The organism is Acidobacteriota bacterium (genome assembly GCA_039030395.1).
In the GTDB taxonomy this organism is placed as follows: Bacteria; Acidobacteriota; Thermoanaerobaculia; order Multivoradales; family JBCCEF01; genus JBCCEF01.
In genome coordinates this window covers 540,406-558,407 of record JBCCEF010000001.1, presented here as the reverse complement: position 1 = coordinate 558,407, position 18,002 = coordinate 540,406, and the positions used below count along the sequence as shown (strand labels likewise).

Genomic DNA, 18,002 nt, shown 5'->3' with positions numbered 1-18,002 from the left:
CGTGCGCCGTGACCGAGTTCGGTCGTGGCGCCGCTTTCCGCACGGCGGATTCGTGCCTTTTCCGCCGGCGACGATCGAACGACGGTGCGCGTTTGAACAGCGCGCGATGGGAGATGGGTAGATGACAAACAAGAGATGGATCTTCGGCCTCCTCCTCGCCCTCTGCGGGGCGATGGCGGCCGGAGCCGAGAACGATAGAACGAGCGGCACGGTGGTCGATCCTCAAGGTCGGCCCATCGCCGGCGCGACGGTCGAGCTGATCAGCGCCGACGGCGAGACCCTGCAATCGGTGCGGACCGGCAACGACGGCACCTTTCGGTTCGAGGGATCGGCGCCCGGGGCGACCCTCGCGGTGCGCGCCCGCGGTTTTGAAACGGTGAGGCAAGGCGCCGCCGAGCAATTCGGTCGCATCGAGCTGCCGCTGGCGGCGGTGCGCCAGGAGCTGCTGGTCACCGCCGGCAGCCCGGATCTGGCGACGGAACTGCAGGTTTCCGCCGACGAGCTGGAGCGGGCATCGCAGAATGATCTGGCCGAGGCCCTGCGCGGCACGCCGGGGCTGTCGGCGGTGCGCCGTGGGCCGGTCAATCTGGAGCCTTCGATCCGCGGTCTGCAGGAGTCGCAGGTCGCGATGTTCGTGGACGGTACCCGCACCTTCGCAGCGGGGCCGGCGCGGATGGATTCGGATCTCTCCCACGTCGGTCTGCACGCGGCGGAGCAGGTGCGGGTGGTCAAGGGCCCCTACGCCCTGACCTGGGGTTCCGGCGCCCTGAGCGCCATCCAGGTGAACACCGCGGCGCCGGTGTTTTCGTCGACGGGATTCAACGTCGGCGGCTCCGCCGGCCTCGGCTGGAACGACAACGCCTCGGCCGGCGGCCACGGCTCGGTGGCGATCTCCGGGTCACGGATCGCCGGCTCGCTCTTTGCCGAGCGGCTGGAGGGCGACGACTACGAGGACGGCGACGGCTTCGAAGTGCCCGGCGACTTCGTATCCTCCACCGGCCGCTGGCGCCTGGCGGCGGATCTGGCGGATGGCCTGGTGCTGGATTTGAGCGGCGGCTATCAGCAGCAGGAGGACATCGACTATCCGGGCCGGTTGCTCGACGCCAGCTACTTCTACACCCGCTCCCACGCCCTGTCGCTCCAGGCCCAGAACCGCCGGGGCACCTTCTCGGAGCTGTACGGCCAGCTGTGGGTGAACCGCAAGGATCACCGCATGAACAACGACGAGAAGCCCACGGCGCGGCCGATGGCCGGCCGCATTCCGCCCTTTGCCTTGCGGGTGGATCTGCCGACCGAGTCGAACGCCGCCGGCGGCCGGTTCCACGCCGCGACGGACGGCGAGCGCTGGCGCTGGAAGGTCGGCGGCGATGCCTATCGTTCCGAACAAATGGCCCAGCGGCGCATCTTTCGACGAGCTGGTGATGGTACCGGGGGGGATCGCCTGCTGTTCAACGACATCGTGTGGCCGGAAGCCGAGATCGAGAACCAGGGGGTCTACGCCCAGGTGGTGCGCTCGGCGGCCGCCGCCGAGATCAGCCTGGGGGTGCGGGTGGATCGGATCGACGCGTCCGCCGGCGAGGTGTCGGACTTCTTCCGGGCCAACACCTCCGGCGATCTCGATCAGGCCGAGACCCACGTCAGTGCCGCCGTCTCCGGCCGCTGGCGGCTGACGGACCGCTGGAGCGCCACCGCGGGCATCGGCCGGGCGGTGCGCACGGCGACGGTGCTGGAGCGCTATTCGGACCGCTTCCCGGCCTCCAAGTTCCAGGCCAGCGTCGAGTTCATGGGCAACCCCGCCCTCGATCCGGAGACCAGCCTGGAGTTGGATCTCGGCAGTCAGTGGTCCGCTGGCGACTTCTGGTTGGACGTGGCGACCTTCTATCGGCAGATCGATGACTACATCACCATCGTGCCGGATCCCACCTTGCCCAAGCGGCTGCCGCTGAGTCCGCCGACGGTGTTTCGCTACATCAATGGCGATTCAGCGACTTTCTGGGGAGGCGAGTTGACCCTTCGGCAGCAGCCGTCGGAGAACTTCACCTGGTACGCCTCGGCCAGCTACACCCGCGGCGAGGACGACCTGCTGGACGAACCGGTGCTCGGCATCGAACCGCTCACCGGGCAGCTCGGGCTGACGGTGCGCTCCGCCGGCGGGCGCTGGTGGGGTGACCTGTCGGCGACCTTCGCCGAGCGCCAGGATCGCGTGGCGATCCGCCGTTTCGAGATCGAGACTTCCGGCTACACGACGGTCAATTTGCTGCTGGGGACCGAGGTGCGCCAGGGCTTAAAGATGGAAGTGGGGGCGGAGAACCTCTTGGACGAGGCCTACGCCGATCACCTGAACGCCCGCAACCCGTTCACCGGTCAGCGCATCCAGGAGCCCGGCCGGGCCGCCTTCGTGCGGGTAAAGCTGGACTTCTAGTCGGCCTAGGAACGGCCGGGGGCTCGTCCCCCGGTCTGTCTCCAGCCGATCCACGCCAGCAGCAGGCCGAGGAGCACCCAAGCCCAGGTGCCGAGGGTGGGAATCTCCACCGGTGCGATCTCGCCCAGTGGAGCCTCGGCTTCGGCGTCGAAGGACCCCGGGGCGGTGAGGAAACTGCGCGCTGCAGCGCGATTGATCGGCGTCGCCTGTCCGGCGTCCCCGCTCGGTTCGATCCGCAGATCCAGCTCGCAGGTGCGGGCCTCGCCGTCCTCGAGCTGACCCACCTGCCAGAGCAGCTCGCTGCCGGCCGGATCGCCTACCGGGGGTCCGGCGCCGCAGTCATCGCCCAGCCAGGTCACCCCGGCGGGCAGGAAGTCGACCACCTCGACGGCGGCGTTCGCTCCCGGACCGCCGCCGATCACCTCCAGAGTGCAGAGGAATCGCCCAGCCTCGCCGCTCGCCGCCGCCGCGCAGCGCTTGTCGAGGAACAGCGCCGGAGCCGTGCCCAGCCCGGAGAGCGGAACGGTCGCCGTCGCCCGGGCCGGATCGTCGCTCTCAAACACCAGCTCCGCCCCACTCCCACCCGGTGCCAGGGGAATGTACGAGAGTCGGAGGACGCGCTCGCCGTCCGGGGTCAGCACGAAGGGCGCGGCGCCCGTTTCGATGCGGAACCGGTCGGCGTCAGGCCCGAATATGCTGCTGGTTTCGACGCTCAAGGTGGCGTCGCCGGTGTTCTGGACCCGCACGAAGCGCACCGCCTCGGCGCCGGCGCCGACCGGGCCGAAATCGCGCTCGGCGGGCTCCACCGTCAATTCCGGCAGGGTGCCGATGCCGAGCAACTCGATTTCCAGACCGCCTTCGTCCGGATCGTCGTTCGGGAGGACTAAGAATGCGCCGCGCTCGCCGGTTTCCGAAGGCCGGAAACGCAGGGTGATCTGCGCCGCGTCGCCGGCCGGCAGGATCGGCGGCAGGGTGCCTCCGGAAATCGTGAAGTCGCCGGCCTCCGGCCCCTCGATGGTGGCGCCGGCGAGAGCCAGGTCGCGGCTGCCCTCGTTGGCGATGGTGAAGATGCGCTCGCGAAAGCGGTCCACCCGCACGCTGCCGAAGAAGTACACCGGCCCCGGGGTCACAGCGATGTCCGGCCCCTGGGCGGTGCCGGTGAGTTCCAGGCCGAAGCGCGGCCGTTTCGGATCGTTGGTCGGCAGGAAAGCGAAAGCCCGCTGGGTGCCCACCCGCCCTCGGGGCCGGAAGGCGAGGGTGATCTCGCCCGCGCCGCCGGCCGGCAGCGAGAGCTCCGCCCGCCCGACGGCCTCGAAGCGGTCGCCGTCCGGCCCGTCGAACACCGGCGGACCGATCTCTAGCGCGCCCTCGCCGCCGTTGGTGATGCGGAAGGAGCGGAGGGACTCTATTGCCGAGTCTCCGTAGATGAGTTCTCCGAAGTCCTCGGCTAGGGGGTCGACCGTCGCTGCCGGCACGCCGCCCTGTCCCAGGAGGCTGACCCTCGGCTTCGGAGCTAGGGGATCGCCGGAGGTGGTGGTCAGGGTGCCCAGGAAGGCCCCGAGGCCCGGGGGAGTGAAGGCGACCTCGGCGGTGGCGATGCCGCCGGCCGGCAGGGACGCCTCGGCGAGGTCGAAGGACTCCAGCTCGAACCCGGTTCCGGTCAGCGCCGGCGGAGCGAGGGCCAGAGGTGCCGTACCGGCGTTCTTGTAGGCGACGGATCGGCGGCTCTCGTTGGTGACCGGTTGGGCTCCGAAGTCGACGCTCCTTGGCCGCAGCACCAGTTCCGCCCGGGGACCGCCAGCGACCAAGGCGAAGGCGATGGCATCGAGCGTGTTCTCGATGCCCGAGAAGGCCTCCACCGGGCTGTAGTGGTCGCGGTCAAAGTCCACGTCGAGATCGTCGGCGCTGCCGAAGATGCCGTCTTCGCCCACTCCGAGGAGCAACGGGATGCGGCCGCCTCGGTCCATCAGGGTGGTGGGTCCGGAGTCCCGTTCAGTGTGAAAATTGGCCAGGAAGTGGCCGGCCTCGTGGGCCACCAGGTTGCCGAGGGCGGTGCCGATCAGCTCGACCGCCGACACTCCCGGCGCCCGCTCGATGCCGTTCAAGGAATTGGGGTCGTCCGCCTCGGCGCTCAGAAAGTCGAGCAACACCACCGCCGTTTCCCGCGGCGCAAAGTTGCCCGGATCGATGCTTTGCGCCAGTCCGATGGTCAGGCCGCCGAGCTCATCCACCGTGCCGCCCACCACCACCCGGCTCACCCCCGGCTGGCCCCAGGGGTCGGTGTGATCGCGGCTGTTCCGGAGTTCGAGGTCGAAGCGGCCAAACAGACCCTCGGTGGAGAAGTCGCCGTTGCCGCCGCGGCTCCGGAGGTCGTCCCGGAGGTTTTCTGCCACCACCGCCAGGACGCGGTCGATCAACGCGTCCTCGTCTGCCGGCGACAGTCCCCAGCGCGGTAGAAAGTCCGCCAGTGGAGAGAACGGTCGCGGGCCCGGCTGAAGGCGGAAGATCACCGGGTCGATCACCGCGCCGTCAAAGTCCACGAACAGCACCGCCGTTTGCGGCGTCGCGGTGGCGAGCAGGGGGCCGCGCGCCAGTTCCACCTCGACCCGATAGGCGCCGCGCTGGAAGGAGGGCGCCCGGGCCACCGTCAGGGTCCAGGGGCCAGCCCGGTCGACAACGTAGGCGAGGGCTGCCTGGCCGCCGCCGGGGAGCGGCGAATCTGCCGGGTAGATGGCCGACAGGTCCCGTCCTACGGAGGTCACCCGCGGGAGGCCGCTGGGATCCGTCAGGGTCAGTCCCAGGGCGCCGCCCAGGAGATTGGCACCGATCACGTCGCCCGAGCGCAGGTCGAGGCGGAAGGTGTCCTTATCCACCCGCCGGCCGCTGCCCGGTCCGGGGGCATCGAGGCCGGCGGTCAGCGTGTAGCGGCCGGTGCTGCCGGCGCCGGGGCCGGAGGCGGCGTCGAAGGGGTCGGAAGGGAACTGGTCTTCCAAGTCCGACGATCCTCCCGCATCGCCGCGGCCCCCGACCACCGCGTAGTAGGTGCCGTCCGCCGGCAGGGTGACGGCCAGGTAGCTGTCAAAGGATTGGAGAAAGCCGGAGCCGGGCAAATTGTCGTTGAGGTCGATCACCTCGCCGGCAGCGCTCCACAGGGCGACGATGGGATCGAGGTCCGCCAGCGGCCGGTCGGTGTCGACGGCGAGTTCCAAGAGCTGCCCGGCGACCCCCTGGAGGCGGTAAACGTCGAAGTCGCCGGAGGTGGCGCCGAAGGCGCCGTCGCCGATCTCGCCGCGCACCGCCCGCGCCGCGCCGGCGCCCACATCGAGGAGAGGTGCCAGGGGAATGGCGCCGTTCGGTTCGGAAGCCGGCGCTTGCTCCGCCGGCGCCGCCAGCAACGTGCCGTGGATCTCGAAACGAGCGCTTTCGCCGGGCGCCGTGCCGGCCTCCGGCAGGCTCTCGGCGAAGGGGGGCAAGTCGTTCTCGCCGCTCACTCCGTTCGCCTCCTGCTCGCCAAAGATCGGTCCCGCCAGGGCGCCCAACCGCCGGCTCCTTGCCGCCGCCTCGGCGGCCATTTTGGTATTCCACGCCTTCCAGTCCGGCGTCACACCGGAGGGAAGCCAGGCCAGGTAGGGGTTGGGTAGGGGGAGGTCCGGTCGCAGAGAGCGCTGCGCGGTCGGTTCGGGGGCACCGGCACCGGCCATCATCGCCAAACTCCCGCAGGTTGCCACGATGAGCGCCCAGGCCCATCTGCGCGCGGCCCGCCGTCGGCCCGAGATCAAAGGCGCCATCGCGGCAGAATAGCACCGGGCACGGGTGCTTCTGCCGGCTTTGCCGTCCCGCCGCCCGTTCGCCCCTAGGGGCTTTCCGGTAATCTCGGCCCGCCATGTTGTCCACTTCTCGCCGAACCTTGCCGAGTCGTGACCTGCCGCGCGCGGAGGTCCTCAAGCTGATCGGCCTCGCCGCCGTGGTGGCGGTACTCCTCGCCTGGGTGCCGTGGTTGTCGGCGCTGGCCTTCCCCTTTCGCCTGCTTCTCACCACCGTCCACGAGCTGGGACACGGCCTGGCCGCTCTGTTGACCGGCGGGGAGTTCCAGCGCTTCTGGATCGCTCCGGACGGTTCCGGCCTGGCCTACACCGCCGGCGGCTGGCGCTGGCTGATCGTCCCCGCCGGCTATCTGGGGGCTGCTCTCTTTGGGGCGGTGCTGGTCCTCCTCGGTCGGCGGCCGCGGGCCGGGCGCTTCGCCCTGATCGCCATCGGCGGCGCCATGGTGCTCTTGACCGTGCGCTATGGCGTGCCGAATCTCCTCTCCGGCGACCTCGGCGCCGGGCTGCTGACAGTGGTGGCCGGCTGCGGCATCGGGTTGCTGCTGCTGTTCGTGGGTCTGCGGACTTCGGCCCGCTGGGTGGTCTTTACGGTGCATCTCATCGCCATCGAGGCGGCGCTCTTCGCTCTCGACGACCTGCGGGTATTGGTCGGCCTGTCCACCGGTCTCGGCGGTGCCAACGATGCCCGTTCGATGGCCGAGATGACCTGGATTCCAGCGGTGGTGTGGGCGCTGCTGTGGGGTGCTGTGGCCGGCGCGATGATCGGCTTCGCCGTTTACCGAGCCTGGCTGCGGCGATGACCGGATGGCGATGAGGAGGCGATCGTCTCTCTGGGCCTATTTATGGGCCTGGCCCACCACTACCGTCGGCCTGCTGGTGGCCGCTCTCGGCCGCTGTACCGGCGGCCAGGCGCGCTCCGTCGACGGGGTGCTCGAGGTCCACGGCGGCTTTGCCACCTGGCTGCTCGAGCGGCGCTGGCTGCGAGCGACGGCGTTGACCCTGGGCCACGTGGTGGTGGGGCGCCGCGGCGGCGACCTCGACCGCTGGCGCCCCCACGAGCGCGTTCACGTGCGCCAGGCGGAGCGCTGGGGACCTCTCTTCATCCCGGCCTACCTGGTCGCCGGCGCCTGGGCCTGGCTACGCGGCGGCCATCCCTACCGCGACAACCCCTTCGAGCGCGAAGCCTTCGCCGCGGAGGAAGCCGGCGAGGCCGTTTGGGAAGATCCTGTCAGCCGCCCTGGAGAATGAAGCCGGCCCAGTAGTAAGGCGCCTGCCAGCGCGGTTCCTGGGACATCTCGAGCTGGGCGTGGCGCAGGGCGGCGCTCACCGACAGGCGGTCTTCAAGGAGCGCTCGGTAGAAGCGGGTCATCAGCTCGGCCGTCGCCTCGTCGCTGACGTCCCACAGGCTCACCACCACCCGCGGCACCCCGGCGTGCATGAAGGCGCGGGTCAGGCCGAGGAGGCCCTCGCCTCGTACCACCTTGCCGAGGGCGGTTTGGCAGCCGGAGAGCACTACCAGATCCGCTGCCAAATCGAGGGCGGCGATGCGGTGGGCGCGGAGGAAGCCCGGCCGCGGATTGCCGGCGGAGTCGACCAGTGAGAGCACCAGCCCCGACAGTTCCGGATGGTGGCTGTTGACCAGCGTGTGGGTGGCGAAGTGGAGGATGTGGAAATCGCCCAGGCGGCCGCCCGTCACGGTGTCCAGGTTCGCATCGAAGTCGAGGGCGATCAGCCGCCGCTCGGCCGGCAGCAGCCGGCCGATGGCCAGCGCCTCCCGGCGGGAGAACGGCAGCCGGCCGATGCGGTCCAGGGACAGTTCTCGGGCGGAGCGCTGGAGATCCGGGGGGATTTGAGCGTGCACGCCGCCGCCGAGGGTCGAATCGGCGAGAGTGGCGATCGGACGAGGCGAGGCGGCTCCGGCTTCAGGAGCCGCCTCGCCGGCTGCCCCCCAGGCCGCTTGATGGCCCACCCGCTCGTCGCGGGGAGCAAACACCGGATCCGCCATCACCGCCAGGCGGAGGGGCTCCGCACTCTCCGGGCCTTGCGCGGGACCCGTGCGGCGGCGCAGCTCCGCCAGCACTCCGGCCGATGGAGCGTAGATCACATCGTGGCTGTCGGCCAGCGGCCGCGCCTCGCCGGTGCGGCGAGGTACCGAAAGTTGGCCGAGGGGCAGGTAGGCGAGGGCGCCGTCGCTCACCAGCACCAGCCGCTCTCCGCCGAGCCGGTCCAACACCGGCCCGAAGAGCTGCTCTCCCAGCCTGCGCGAAGCCAAGTCCACCGAGGGGCCGGCGCCCCGCAGGTGACTCTCGGCGAGCAGTCGGTGCAGCCGAAGGGCCTGCTCTTCGATCTCTCGGCGGGGAGGCAGGCGGAAGCTCTCGAAATGCTCCGATCCGATGTGCCAGAGAAAACTCTCCTCGCGGCCCAGAGCGATCTCGATCAGCTCCGTGCCGTCGGCGAGGACTTCCCTCTGTAGGCGTTCCACGGAGGTGTGAGGAATCTCCGTCAGAGCGGCGTAGCGCGGATCTTCGGCCCGTGCCTGGGCGCGCAGATCGCGGTAGCGGTCGAGGGCTCGGCGGATCTCCCGGTCGATCACCGCCAGCGCCTCCAGCGAAGGCTCCTGGCGGCTGCGCAGCCGCAGGCGCTGGGTTTCGAGGGCTTCGAGGCGCCGCCCTTGGTGGCGCAGCGCTTCCGCCTGGCGGCCCGTGGCAAAGGCATCCGGCTGGCCTTGGCGACCGCTGATCAGGGCTTCCCTCAAGCTCCGGGCACGGGCCGCTTCCCAGGCTTCGAAGGCCTGGCGGTCGAAGCCGGATGTCTCCGGGTTCGCGCGGTGGAGATCCATCCACAGGGCGACGTTCAGCTCGTAGACGAGAGCTTTCGAGGCGGCATAGGACGTCCGCCGGTCCGGCCGCACCAGCCGGTCCCGATGGGCTTCGATGAGGGCCATGGCGCTGTCGATCCGCTCCCGGGCGCTGGCGAGGGCGCCGCTCTCGCGTTCGCTCTGGGCCAGGGCGAGGAGGGCATGGAGCTCGCCGTCGCGGTAGCCCAGGGCCCGGTTGCGCGCCAGGGCTTGCTCGGCAAAGGGCGCCGCCGCTTGCGGCCGGCCGCGCTCCAGTTCCACCTGGGCCATGTAGAGCAGCAGGTCGGCGTCGTTGCGGTTGGGCCGTTCGATCAGGGAACGACCCTCCTCGAGGCGGGCGAGGGCATCGGAGTAACGGCCGGCGTCGGTCAGCGCCCGTCCGAGATTGCGCAGCACCCAAACCTGCACCCGTCGGCTCTCCGATTCCACCGCCAGGGGCAGCGCCCGTTGCAGATGGTCGAGGGCTTGGTCGACATCGCCCAGGGCCAGGTGAGTGGCACCGGTTTCGGCGAGGCTCTGGGCCTCGCCGTCGAGCCAGCCGATGGTCTGCTCGAGGGCGGCGGATTCGGCGAAGGTGCCGAGGGCGCCTTCGAAGTCGCCGAGGTTCTTCTGCAACACCCCGAGGTTGCGCAGGGCGGTGGCTTCCACCCAGCGGTCGCTGCCCCGGCGAGCGAGATCGATGGCTTGCTGCGAATAGGAAAGCGCCTCCTCCGGCCGGCCGAGCTGTTCCGTCACCGCCATCAGGCTCGAGAGAGTCGCCGCGTGGGCTTCTGGATAGTCGAGCCGCTGGTAGATCGGGAGGATGGCTTCGAGGGTGTCGACGGTCTCCTCCCAGGCGCCCATGGCGTGCCGCGCCGTCGCCATATTGAGCTTACTGTCGGCGAGGTAGACCTCCTCGCCGGCGGCGGCGAAGCGCTGCTGGGCCGCTCGGTAGAGGGGAATCGCCGTCTCCGGTCGGTCGAGCAGCCAGTGGCAGAAGGCTGCGGCGTCGAAGCAGCGGCCTTCGAGGACGAGCCGACCGGCGGTCTCGAAGGCCGACCGCGCGGCGTCGAAGTGCTCGATGCAGGCCGCCGCCCGTTGGGCCGAGCGTGCCATCAGTTCCCCGGCGCCGGCGATGAAGCGGCGTTCGGCCGCTACCTGGTCCCGGTCCGCCGCCCGCGCCGGACGCACCTCCACCAGCGAGATGACGTAGCTGCCGGCCTTGGCGTCGGGGACGACCGGCGCGACTTCTATCTCAATGGGAGGCACTCCGGTGGGGTCTGAGTCCTCGGCCAGGAGCGTCACCTCCTCGGTGCCGAAGGGACCGCCGAGATTCTCCATCGTCCACGCCGGTTTTTGGGCGGCGGAGAGGAGGTGCACTTTGAGGTCGATCTGCTGCTGTTCTACCAGCAATCGGCCGTGCAGACCCGGCAAAAGGGCGAGGCGATAGCGATGTGATTCGCCGCCGGCGAGGGTGCCTTCGACGGCGAGGTCCGGAGCGAGGTCGCGCACCGCCGGCTCCGCGGTTTGCGGAGAAGGCGCAAAGAGGCCGGTCACCAACAGCAGTGCCGCGCCTCTCACCATCCCCAGGGCGCAACAACGCCTCGTTAGAGAGGGTTTCCGGTCCATCGAGTGATCCTTTCTGCGTGCCGCCGAGGGGGGCGCTCGGGCGAACCGGCCCCCTCCATCCTATAAAGAATGTATCCCGTCCCCGCAGGAATGTTTAGTTGTGGGGACGGGATGATGAAGAATGTCTGTCATGGATTCATACGAACGGATCTACGCAGTCGTCCGGGCGGTACCCCGCGGACGGGTTGCCACCTACGGTCAAGTGGCGGCTTTGGCGGGGCTTCCGGGACATGCCCGGCAAGTCGGCTACGCCCTCCACCGAAGCGGCGAGAACGAACTGCCTTGGCAGCGGATTATCAATGCCAAGGGCGAGGTCAGCCCGCGCTCCGAGCCGGGCTACGAAGGGTTGCAGCGCGCGATCCTCGAAGAGGAAGGCGTCGAATTCAATGCCCACGGCCGCATCGACCTCCGCCGATTCCGCTGGGAACCGACCGCCGACCTCATCTTCACCTAGGTGCCAGGGGAATGTTCAACGCCCCTCCGTCGAGGTGCTCCGTCGAGGTGCCAGGGGAATGTTCGGAAGCCTCTGTTGAGAGGTTCGGCGGACTCGATTCACACCTTTCCGCTGAGGTGCCAGGGGAATGTCAGGAGCGACCGGCCGCCACCGCAACTCCTGGATTTGATTATACGAACGATCGTGCTATTGTCATGACCCATGAGCAAGGGAGCAGAAACCCGCAAGACGATTTTGCGAGAGGCCCTCGCCCAGGCGAGTCGGCTGGGGTTGGAGGGTTTGAGTATCGGCACCCTCGCCAAGGAGGTGGGGTTGTCGAAGAGCGGGCTGTACGCTCATTTCGACTCCAAAGAGGATCTACTGATCGGAGTACTCGAAGCCGCGGCGGCCAGTTTTGTGGAGATCGTGGTGGGACCGGCGCTGGCGAAGCCGCGCGGCGAAGCGCGCGTTCGGGCGCTGTTTGACAACTGGTTGAAGTGGGAAAAGTCCGTCTTCTTGCCCGGCGGCTGCGTCTTCATTTCGACCGCCAATGAACTCGACGATCGCCCCGGTCCGGTGCGGGATCGGCTCGTCGCCTATCAGAAGGAATGGCTCAACACAATCGCTCGCACCGCGTCGGTGGCGGTGGAACTGGGTCAGTTTCGAGGCGATCTCGATGTACAGCAGTTTGCCTACGATGCCTACGCGGTGCTCCTGGCCTATCACCACTTCGGCCGCCTGATCCGTGATCCGGACGCCGGAAGCCGAGCCCGTTTGTCGTTCGAAAACCTGCTCGAGGTTTCGAAGGCCTGAAGTGGGAGGAATCGGCGCATGAGGATCAACAATAAAGGCACGATCGTTCGTGTTGAATTCTCGCCGAGTGTTGGACCTCTTAGCCCGCAATACCGCCTTCCCCGCACAAGGTGCCAGGGGAATGTTCGAGGAGCGCAACTGACCTCTGCTCTCGGCATAAAAAGGCACGATCGTTCGTGTTTGTTTACCTCGAAGGTAGGCCCGATGCAGTCCAGAAGGACTAAAAGGCGACCCGCTAGCAGGTGCTCCACAGGCAGGTGCCAGGGGATTGGGGCCGAGGGCGAAAGGCGACCCGCTAGCAGGTGCTCCACAGGCAGGTGCCAGGGGATTGGGGCCGAGGGCGTTTGGCACGGTGCGACACCAATCCAGATGAGGAGATTCCGATGACCAAGACCATGATCTACGTCGAAGACAGCGCGGAAATCCGTGTCGGTTTGCCGCTTCGCGCCCTGCGCCTGGTGCTCGGCGGGGCCTGTCGGATCGCCCCGGCGACGATGTCGCGGTGGGCGGAGCGACGGTTCCTTCGACCGCGGCGTTTTCCTCCGCCGTCCCGGGAGTCTCGGTGGCTGGCTGAGGCGGACCGATTCTCGGTGCCCTTCGGCGCAGGTGAGTTGGCCTGTTGGGCATGGGGCGAGGGACCGCTGGTCCTGCTGGTCCACGGTTGGGAGGGGCGTGGTGGTCAGTTCGGAGATCTCGGGCGGTGGTTGGCTCGGGAGGGCTTCCGCGCCGTGACCTTCGATCATCCGGGTCATGGCGAATCGCCCGGAAAGAGTTCTTCCCTGGTGGCGTTTGCCGAGGCCATCCACGCGGTGGTCGGAGTCGCAGGCAGGCCTTTCGCCCTGGTCGCCCACTCGGCCGGCTGCGCGGGTTCGTCGTACTCTTTGCAGATGGGACTCGAACCGGACCGCCTGGTCTACATCTCTCCGCCGTCGGAGTTGGCGCCCTGGGCGCGCCAGTTTGGGGCGATGATCGGTCTAACGGAGCAGGTCTCTGAACGGATGCGCCTGCGAGTGGAGGATCGCATCGGCGTGCGTTGGCGCGACATTCACGGTCTCGATCTGATGGTGGACAAGACTCAGCCTTTGTTGGTGATCCATGACCACGACGATCGGGAAGTGCTCATCAGCCACGGTCGCCAGCTAGCCGCCCACTGGCCTGGTGCCCGGATGGTCGCTACCCGCGGCCGTGGGCATCGCCGGATTCTGCGGGCGCCGGAGTTGAAGGCGGCGGTGAGCCAGTTCCTCGGTTTGGGCACTGCGGCGGTCGGTGCACCGTTGGAGCGAGTGTCGTGAAAGCACTGTCTTTCGCGCTCGCCATCTCGCTTTGCCTTCCGCCGGGCTTTTCTCTTGCATTACCCGCTGCCCGGACGAGCCCCGAGGGAACGAGTTTGTCCAACGCCGTGACTCGCGAGATGGTCCAGTGGGCGCGACGGTCGGTTCCGAAGCGCGCAACCGACGAAGCGAGATTCACGGCGCTGATCGAGGCTTTGCTCGACCACGGCATGCGCGAGGTCGAGGGGCCGACGGAGGCTGCGCCCGTTGCCTTCGCGGACCGGCGGGCCAACTGCGTGAGCATGGCCCATCTGGTCGTCGGCCTGGCGCGGCGGCTCAAGATTCCCGCCTACTTCGTTCTGCTGCGCGCGCCTCCTCTGGTCGAGAAGCGAGGCGATCTGAGGGTGGTCAACGGCCACCTGGCGGCGGCGGTAGGTCCCCTAGAGTCCCCAACAGTGGGAGATTTCGTCGGCACGACTTCCATCTCGACCGTTCCCCTGGCACCCGGTGAGGAGGCGGTCGCATCCGGTGAGGCGGTGACTCCGACCCTTCCCCTGGCACCCGTGTCGGATGCAACGGCGGGGGCGATATTCGAATTGAACCTGGGGGCGGAGAGGCTGCTGGCGAGGGACGTCGAGGGCGCGGTGCGGCATCTCGGCGCGGCGGTGGCCCTCGATCCGGAGTTCGAGCAAGCGTGGCTGAATCTCGGGGTTGCCCTGCGCCGGTCCGGCAACCGCGGCGCGGCGGCGGGTGCCTATCGTCGGGCATTGGTTCTCAACCCTGACTTGCTCGCTGCTCGCCAGAACCTTGCATTGTTGGAAACGACCCCTTCCGAGATCTCTGGACCGTAGGGCTATGGCGGTTTGGAGGCTGCTTCGGATGGCTTGGAGCGGGTTGCGCAGGGCAGTTGTCCGGCCCCGATCGGCGCTCAGGCCTTGCTGCGGGCCGGTCAGCTAACGGACCGATTCGATGCGAGTTGTTCAGAATCCAGGGACCCGTGCCGTGGCAGCTCGAGGCGCTCGAGAAGCGACTGGAATCGGGCATCTGCCCTGACCGAGTCGAGTGCTGGATCGATGGCCAGGAAGGGCATGAAGCCGGAGCGCTGGGAGTAAGCCGCCTCGAGCCAAAAGATAGCCCGGTCGGTATTTCCGACTTCAGCATGGGCCTGGGCCAGGGAAATGGCGTAGGTGGCGTCGGCACTCTCCTCCAGGCGGGCAAGGCGTCGGGCGCGATACGTCGCGACCGCCCCTTGGGCGTCGACGGCGGCAAGAGCGTCTAGCTCCGCGAGATCTGCTGGCGGACTCTCCGCTCGCTTGAGCAGTGCCTTAATTTGGACCCAGGCTTCAGCACTATCGTTCTCGGTTAGGGCGACGGAAAGAAGGCAAGACCGTGCATTCCAGTCATCGGGTTCCAGATCCAACGTCTCGAGACAATGCTGTCGAGCGTCCGAGTAGCGCCGGGCGCGATAGAGGAACCAGCCAAGATCAGCCTGCAAGTTGACCGAGATCGGATCGAGGAGCAGGGCGCGATCTACGCTGTCGAGCGCCAGTGTGTGTTGTCCTTGGCTCGAGTAGAAAAGCGCTAACCCCTTGTGGGCCTCTGCCAGATTGCCGTTCAGGGCGATGGCCTTTTCAAAGGCATCCTTCGCTCCCTTCCAATCCCATTCGGAGAAGAAACGGAAATTGCCGAGCTGCAAGTTGGCTGTCGCCGATTGGGGATCGAGGGAAATGGCCTTCTCGAGCAGCACGCTCACGCGCTCGGATCCACCAAAGGATCTGTTGGGGCACGACATCACGGCACGGGCCAGGTCGACGTAGGCTTCAGCGAAGTCCGGCTCGCTTTCGATCAGTTGTTCAAAATGGGCGACGGCCTTGGCAAGGCCCTCGGCATTCTGCTTGCGCAAGTGGTACCGCCCTTTGAGCTGAAGTGCATAGGCCTCTGGAGTGAGGATTGGGCTGGAACGCGGTCGTGGGGCGGGCACAATGCCTGAAAGGGCCGTCATGACCCCGTGACGAATCTTGCCTTGAATCTCGAGGAGACTGGCCAAGTCGCCGTCGAAAGTTCCGCCCCAGGCCAAGGTTTGATCCGCTGTGCGTACCAACTGAGCGGTGATTCGCAGGTCATTGCCGACTCTCCGAACGGTGCCCGTGAGCAGAAGGTCCGCCCTCAGCTTGCGGCCGATCACCAGTGGCGTTTCGCGGCCTGGGTCGTAGCGGTCGGCAGAGCTCCGAGCGATGACCGCCAGGTGTTCCATTTGGAGGGCTCCAAGCTGGTAGGTCAGCTCTTCACTGAGACCCAGAGCGAGGACCTCCATGTCGGGCTCCTCGGTCAGGTGTTCGAACGGAAGGACGGCAATCCGCTTCGCAGGTTCGATTCCGCCGTTCTCTTCGATTTGGCGAGGACCTGCACTCCAATACCAGCCGAGGGCAAAGAGAGTCAGGGCCGCCGTGACACCTACCAGAAGCCTGGTCCGGAATTTGGGCTCTGGCTCGGACCGGTGGCTTACCGGGGCGATAAACCGGTACCCTTCTCCTCGAATCGTTTCTACATAGCTTGGGCTCTCGGCGCTCTCCGCCAAGGCTTCGCGAATCTGTCGGATGCAGAAGTTGATTCCCAGGTCCGACTGGACATGGGCCGTACCCCACAGACGCTTCTGTAGTTCATCTCGCGAGACGACAGTGCCCGCCGACTCTAGGAGGATGGCCAACAGCTTGGCGGGCTGTGGCTGCAGCCTGACCCTGTGGCCATCACGACGCAGTTCCCCACTTTCGATATCGAACTCGAAGAGACCGAATCTCACCGTTTTGGATGGGCTCATGGAGGAAGGCAAGATATTGATGAGAAGGGGTTTATTCGATCATCGTGCGGCTCATGTGAACTCATGAAGGGAAAGTCCGAAAGGCGGCTTACGATGACTGCGTGCGCTGCTACGAACCATCCACGATTCCAACCACTATAACGGTTGATGGGAATTCCCGAGGAGACACCCACGTGTTCAAAACGATCGCCGTCGCCGCCACCATGCTGATTGCCCTTCCTTGTTTCGCCGCCACCGAAGGCCTGGCGGAAGCCGTTGCCCGTCACCAGTCGGGGGCTCCCGACAGTGAACTCGAGCTCTCCATCGTGGAGAGTCTCTCCAAGCTCAAGAATGATGGCTGGCTGCCCGATTTTTGGTCGGCCTACATCCTCACGCAGGTGGTCATGCGCCACCCGGAGGATCGAGCGAAGCGTCTGGCACGCGCTCAGGATCACCTGACGAGAGCTATGGAGAAGGCTCGGCGCTCAGATGAGGCCCCGATGGGAGACCTGTTTTCCCTACAGAGCCTCGTGTACTCCTTCTCGAGCGGACAAGCGAAGAACAAAGAGGAGGCGGAGAAGATCCAGGAGGCAGCCACCGCTGAGCTCGCAAAAGCCTTCGAGGTGGCGGTTGATAGTCCAACCGTGATGGTCATGGCTGCGACGGAACTGATCAAGGTCGGCCAGAAGGAAGAGAGCCGACCACATTTGATGGCCGGCAAGGCTCTCCTCGAGAAGGCAAGGGAGCGGTTCGAGGCTTCGGATCTTCCTCTCGGTGAAACCACTCACTTCAACGGCGAATGGGTTCAGCCATGGATCGATTGGGTCGACCGCATGCTGGCCGACGGATTCTCCGCCGAGTAGCCTTCCGCTGAAGAGCGAGGTGACGTCCTGGCGGTGATGAGCCGGGTCCCCACGCCGTCAGGTCGTCTCGATGACCACCTTGCCGAAGTGCCGGGCGGAGGCCAGGTGGTCGAAGGCCGCCCGCGCCTCGTCGAAGGGGAACACGCGATCGACCACCGGGTGCAGCGAGTTTGCCGCCAGGGCGCGGTTCATCGCTTCGAAACCGTCTCGATGACCGACCAGCACTCCCTGCAAACGCACCTGCTGCATCAGGACGGGAAGGACCGACAGCGGTGCCTTCACCCCCGCCAGCACGCCGATCACGCTGACGGTGCCGCCCGGGCGCACTGCCTTGAGGCTCTGCTCCAGGGTGCCGGCGCCGCCGACTTCGAGCACCTGGTCCACGCCGCGGCCGCCGGTGAGCTGGCGCACGGTCTTGCCCCATGCCTCGTCCCGTCGATAGTTGAGGGTTTGCCAGGCACCGAGGTCCCGCGCCCGCTCGAGCTTGGCGTCGCTCGACGAGGTGACGATCACCCGTGCTCCGAGGGCGACTCCGAGCTGCAGCGCGGAAATCGAGACACCGCCGGTACCGAGAACCAGCAGCGTGTCGCCGGCGGTCAGATCACCAAGGGTGACGAGGGCGCTCCAGGCGGTGAGGGCGGCGCAGGGTAGGCAGGCGGCTTCCGCATCGCTCAGGTGCTCCGGCGCCGCCACCGCGCCTTCCGCCGGCAGGGTCATGTGGCTGCGGAGGGTGCCGTCCAGGGGGCCGCCGAGGGTGGAGCGCAGGCGCTCCGGGGTCGGCTCGCCGGCGATCCAGCGTTGGGAGAACAACGGGCACACCCGGTCTCCCGGCACGAATCGCGTCACCCCCGGTCCCACCGCCTCGACGGTGCCCACCCCGTCGGAGCACGGCACCAGAGGCAGCGGTTGCCGCGGGTTGTACTGGCCGGTAACCATCAGCAGGTCCCGGTAGTTGAGGGATACGGCGGAGAGGGCGATGCGAATCTCACCGGGACCGGGCTCAGGTCTCGGACCCTCACCGGGAGTCAGGTTTTCGAGACCGAAGGCCTCTGTGACTTCGTACCGTTTCATGGAGCGATCCCTTCGAGCAGCGCTCTGCGAATGTGCTCGCGTT

At 67.5% G+C, this 18,002-nt stretch carries 12 protein-coding genes; 8 read left to right on the top strand and 4 right to left on the bottom strand.

What is annotated here, in order from left to right:
* Positions 1 to 121: 121 nt before the first annotated feature.
* Positions 122 to 2,422, top strand: a complete 2,301-nt coding sequence (locus tag AAF481_02095) for a TonB-dependent receptor (protein ID MEM7479941.1) — start codon at positions 122 to 124, stop codon at positions 2,420 to 2,422.
* 5 nt (positions 2,423 to 2,427) lie between these two features.
* Here AAF481_02095 and AAF481_02090 read toward each other — a convergent pair whose 3' ends face one another.
* Positions 2,428 to 6,150 (bottom strand): choice-of-anchor D domain-containing protein, encoded by a 3,723-nt coding sequence (locus tag AAF481_02090; GenBank protein ID MEM7479940.1) that lies wholly within the window; start codon positions 6,148 to 6,150, stop codon positions 2,428 to 2,430.
* 155 nt (positions 6,151 to 6,305) lie between these two features.
* Here AAF481_02090 and AAF481_02085 point away from each other — a divergent pair, with 155 nt between their 5' ends.
* Together AAF481_02085 and AAF481_02080 are read left to right on the top strand one after the other, a co-directional pair.
* Positions 6,306 to 7,046 (top strand): M50 family metallopeptidase, encoded by a 741-nt coding sequence (locus tag AAF481_02085; protein ID MEM7479939.1) that lies wholly within the window; start codon positions 6,306 to 6,308, stop codon positions 7,044 to 7,046.
* Between the two features lie 10 nt (positions 7,047 to 7,056).
* The gene (locus tag AAF481_02080) at positions 7,057 to 7,494 is read left to right on the top strand and encodes a hypothetical protein (GenBank protein ID MEM7479938.1); all 438 of its coding nucleotides are present in this window, start codon (positions 7,057 to 7,059) and stop codon (positions 7,492 to 7,494) included.
* On the opposite strand, the gene AAF481_02075 is transcribed toward AAF481_02080, so the two are convergent.
* Positions 7,475 to 10,711 carry a CHAT domain-containing tetratricopeptide repeat protein gene (locus AAF481_02075; GenBank protein ID MEM7479937.1) on the bottom strand — a complete coding sequence of 1,079 codons (3,237 nt, stop codon included), beginning with the start codon at positions 10,709 to 10,711 and terminating at the stop codon, positions 7,475 to 7,477. The two genes, AAF481_02080 and AAF481_02075, sit on opposite strands and share 20 nt — an antisense overlap.
* Positions 10,712 to 10,841: 130 nt before the next feature.
* On the opposite strand from AAF481_02075, the gene AAF481_02070 reads away from it, so the two are divergent.
* The 4 genes from AAF481_02070 (at position 10,842) to AAF481_02055 (ending at position 14,079) form a co-directional block, all read left to right on the top strand.
* Positions 10,842 to 11,165 (top strand): MGMT family protein, encoded by a 324-nt coding sequence (locus AAF481_02070; protein MEM7479936.1) that lies wholly within the window; start codon positions 10,842 to 10,844, stop codon positions 11,163 to 11,165.
* Positions 11,166 to 11,366: 201 nt separating this feature from the next.
* Positions 11,367 to 11,957, top strand: coding sequence for a TetR/AcrR family transcriptional regulator (locus AAF481_02065; protein ID MEM7479935.1), 591 nt, complete (start codon positions 11,367 to 11,369; stop codon positions 11,955 to 11,957).
* Between the two features lie 383 nt (positions 11,958 to 12,340).
* Positions 12,341 to 13,249, top strand: coding sequence for an alpha/beta fold hydrolase (locus AAF481_02060; protein ID MEM7479934.1), 909 nt, complete (start codon positions 12,341 to 12,343; stop codon positions 13,247 to 13,249).
* A gap of 95 nt (positions 13,250 to 13,344) precedes the next feature.
* Positions 13,345 to 14,079, top strand: coding sequence for a tetratricopeptide repeat protein (locus AAF481_02055; protein MEM7479933.1), 735 nt, complete (start codon positions 13,345 to 13,347; stop codon positions 14,077 to 14,079).
* A 98-nt stretch (positions 14,080 to 14,177) separates the two neighbouring features.
* Here AAF481_02055 and AAF481_02050 read toward each other — a convergent pair whose 3' ends face one another.
* A complete protein-coding gene (locus AAF481_02050) occupies positions 14,178 to 16,046 on the bottom strand; it encodes a winged helix-turn-helix domain-containing protein (protein MEM7479932.1) in 1,869 nt (622 codons plus the stop codon).
* A gap of 173 nt (positions 16,047 to 16,219) precedes the next feature.
* Between AAF481_02050 and AAF481_02045 the strand changes: the two genes are divergently transcribed.
* Positions 16,220 to 16,888 (top strand): hypothetical protein, encoded by a 669-nt coding sequence (locus tag AAF481_02045; protein ID MEM7479931.1) that lies wholly within the window; start codon positions 16,220 to 16,222, stop codon positions 16,886 to 16,888.
* A gap of 57 nt (positions 16,889 to 16,945) precedes the next feature.
* On the opposite strand, the gene AAF481_02040 is transcribed toward AAF481_02045, so the two are convergent.
* Positions 16,946 to 17,959, bottom strand: a complete 1,014-nt coding sequence (locus AAF481_02040; GenBank protein MEM7479930.1) for an NAD(P)-dependent alcohol dehydrogenase — start codon at positions 17,957 to 17,959, stop codon at positions 16,946 to 16,948.
* Between the last annotated feature and the right edge of the window lie 43 nt (positions 17,960 to 18,002).

Coding starts and splice junctions, on each gene's coding strand:
- AAF481_02095 (MEM7479941.1), top strand. CDS start 122: ATGACAAACAAGAGATGGATCTTCGGCCTCCTCCTCGCCCTCTGCGGG.
- AAF481_02080 (MEM7479938.1), top strand. CDS start 7,057: ATGAGGAGGCGATCGTCTCTCTGGGCCTATTTATGGGCCTGGCCCACC.
- AAF481_02085 (MEM7479939.1), top strand. CDS start 6,306: ATGTTGTCCACTTCTCGCCGAACCTTGCCGAGTCGTGACCTGCCGCGC.
- AAF481_02060 (MEM7479934.1), top strand. CDS start 12,341: ATGACCAAGACCATGATCTACGTCGAAGACAGCGCGGAAATCCGTGTC.
- AAF481_02070 (MEM7479936.1), top strand. CDS start 10,842: ATGGATTCATACGAACGGATCTACGCAGTCGTCCGGGCGGTACCCCGC.
- AAF481_02075 (MEM7479937.1), bottom strand. CDS start 10,711: ATGGACCGGAAACCCTCTCTAACGAGGCGTTGTTGCGCCCTGGGGATG.
- AAF481_02040 (MEM7479930.1), bottom strand. CDS start 17,959: ATGAAACGGTACGAAGTCACAGAGGCCTTCGGTCTCGAAAACCTGACT.
- AAF481_02050 (MEM7479932.1), bottom strand. CDS start 16,046: ATGAGCCCATCCAAAACGGTGAGATTCGGTCTCTTCGAGTTCGATATC.
- AAF481_02065 (MEM7479935.1), top strand. CDS start 11,367: ATGAGCAAGGGAGCAGAAACCCGCAAGACGATTTTGCGAGAGGCCCTC.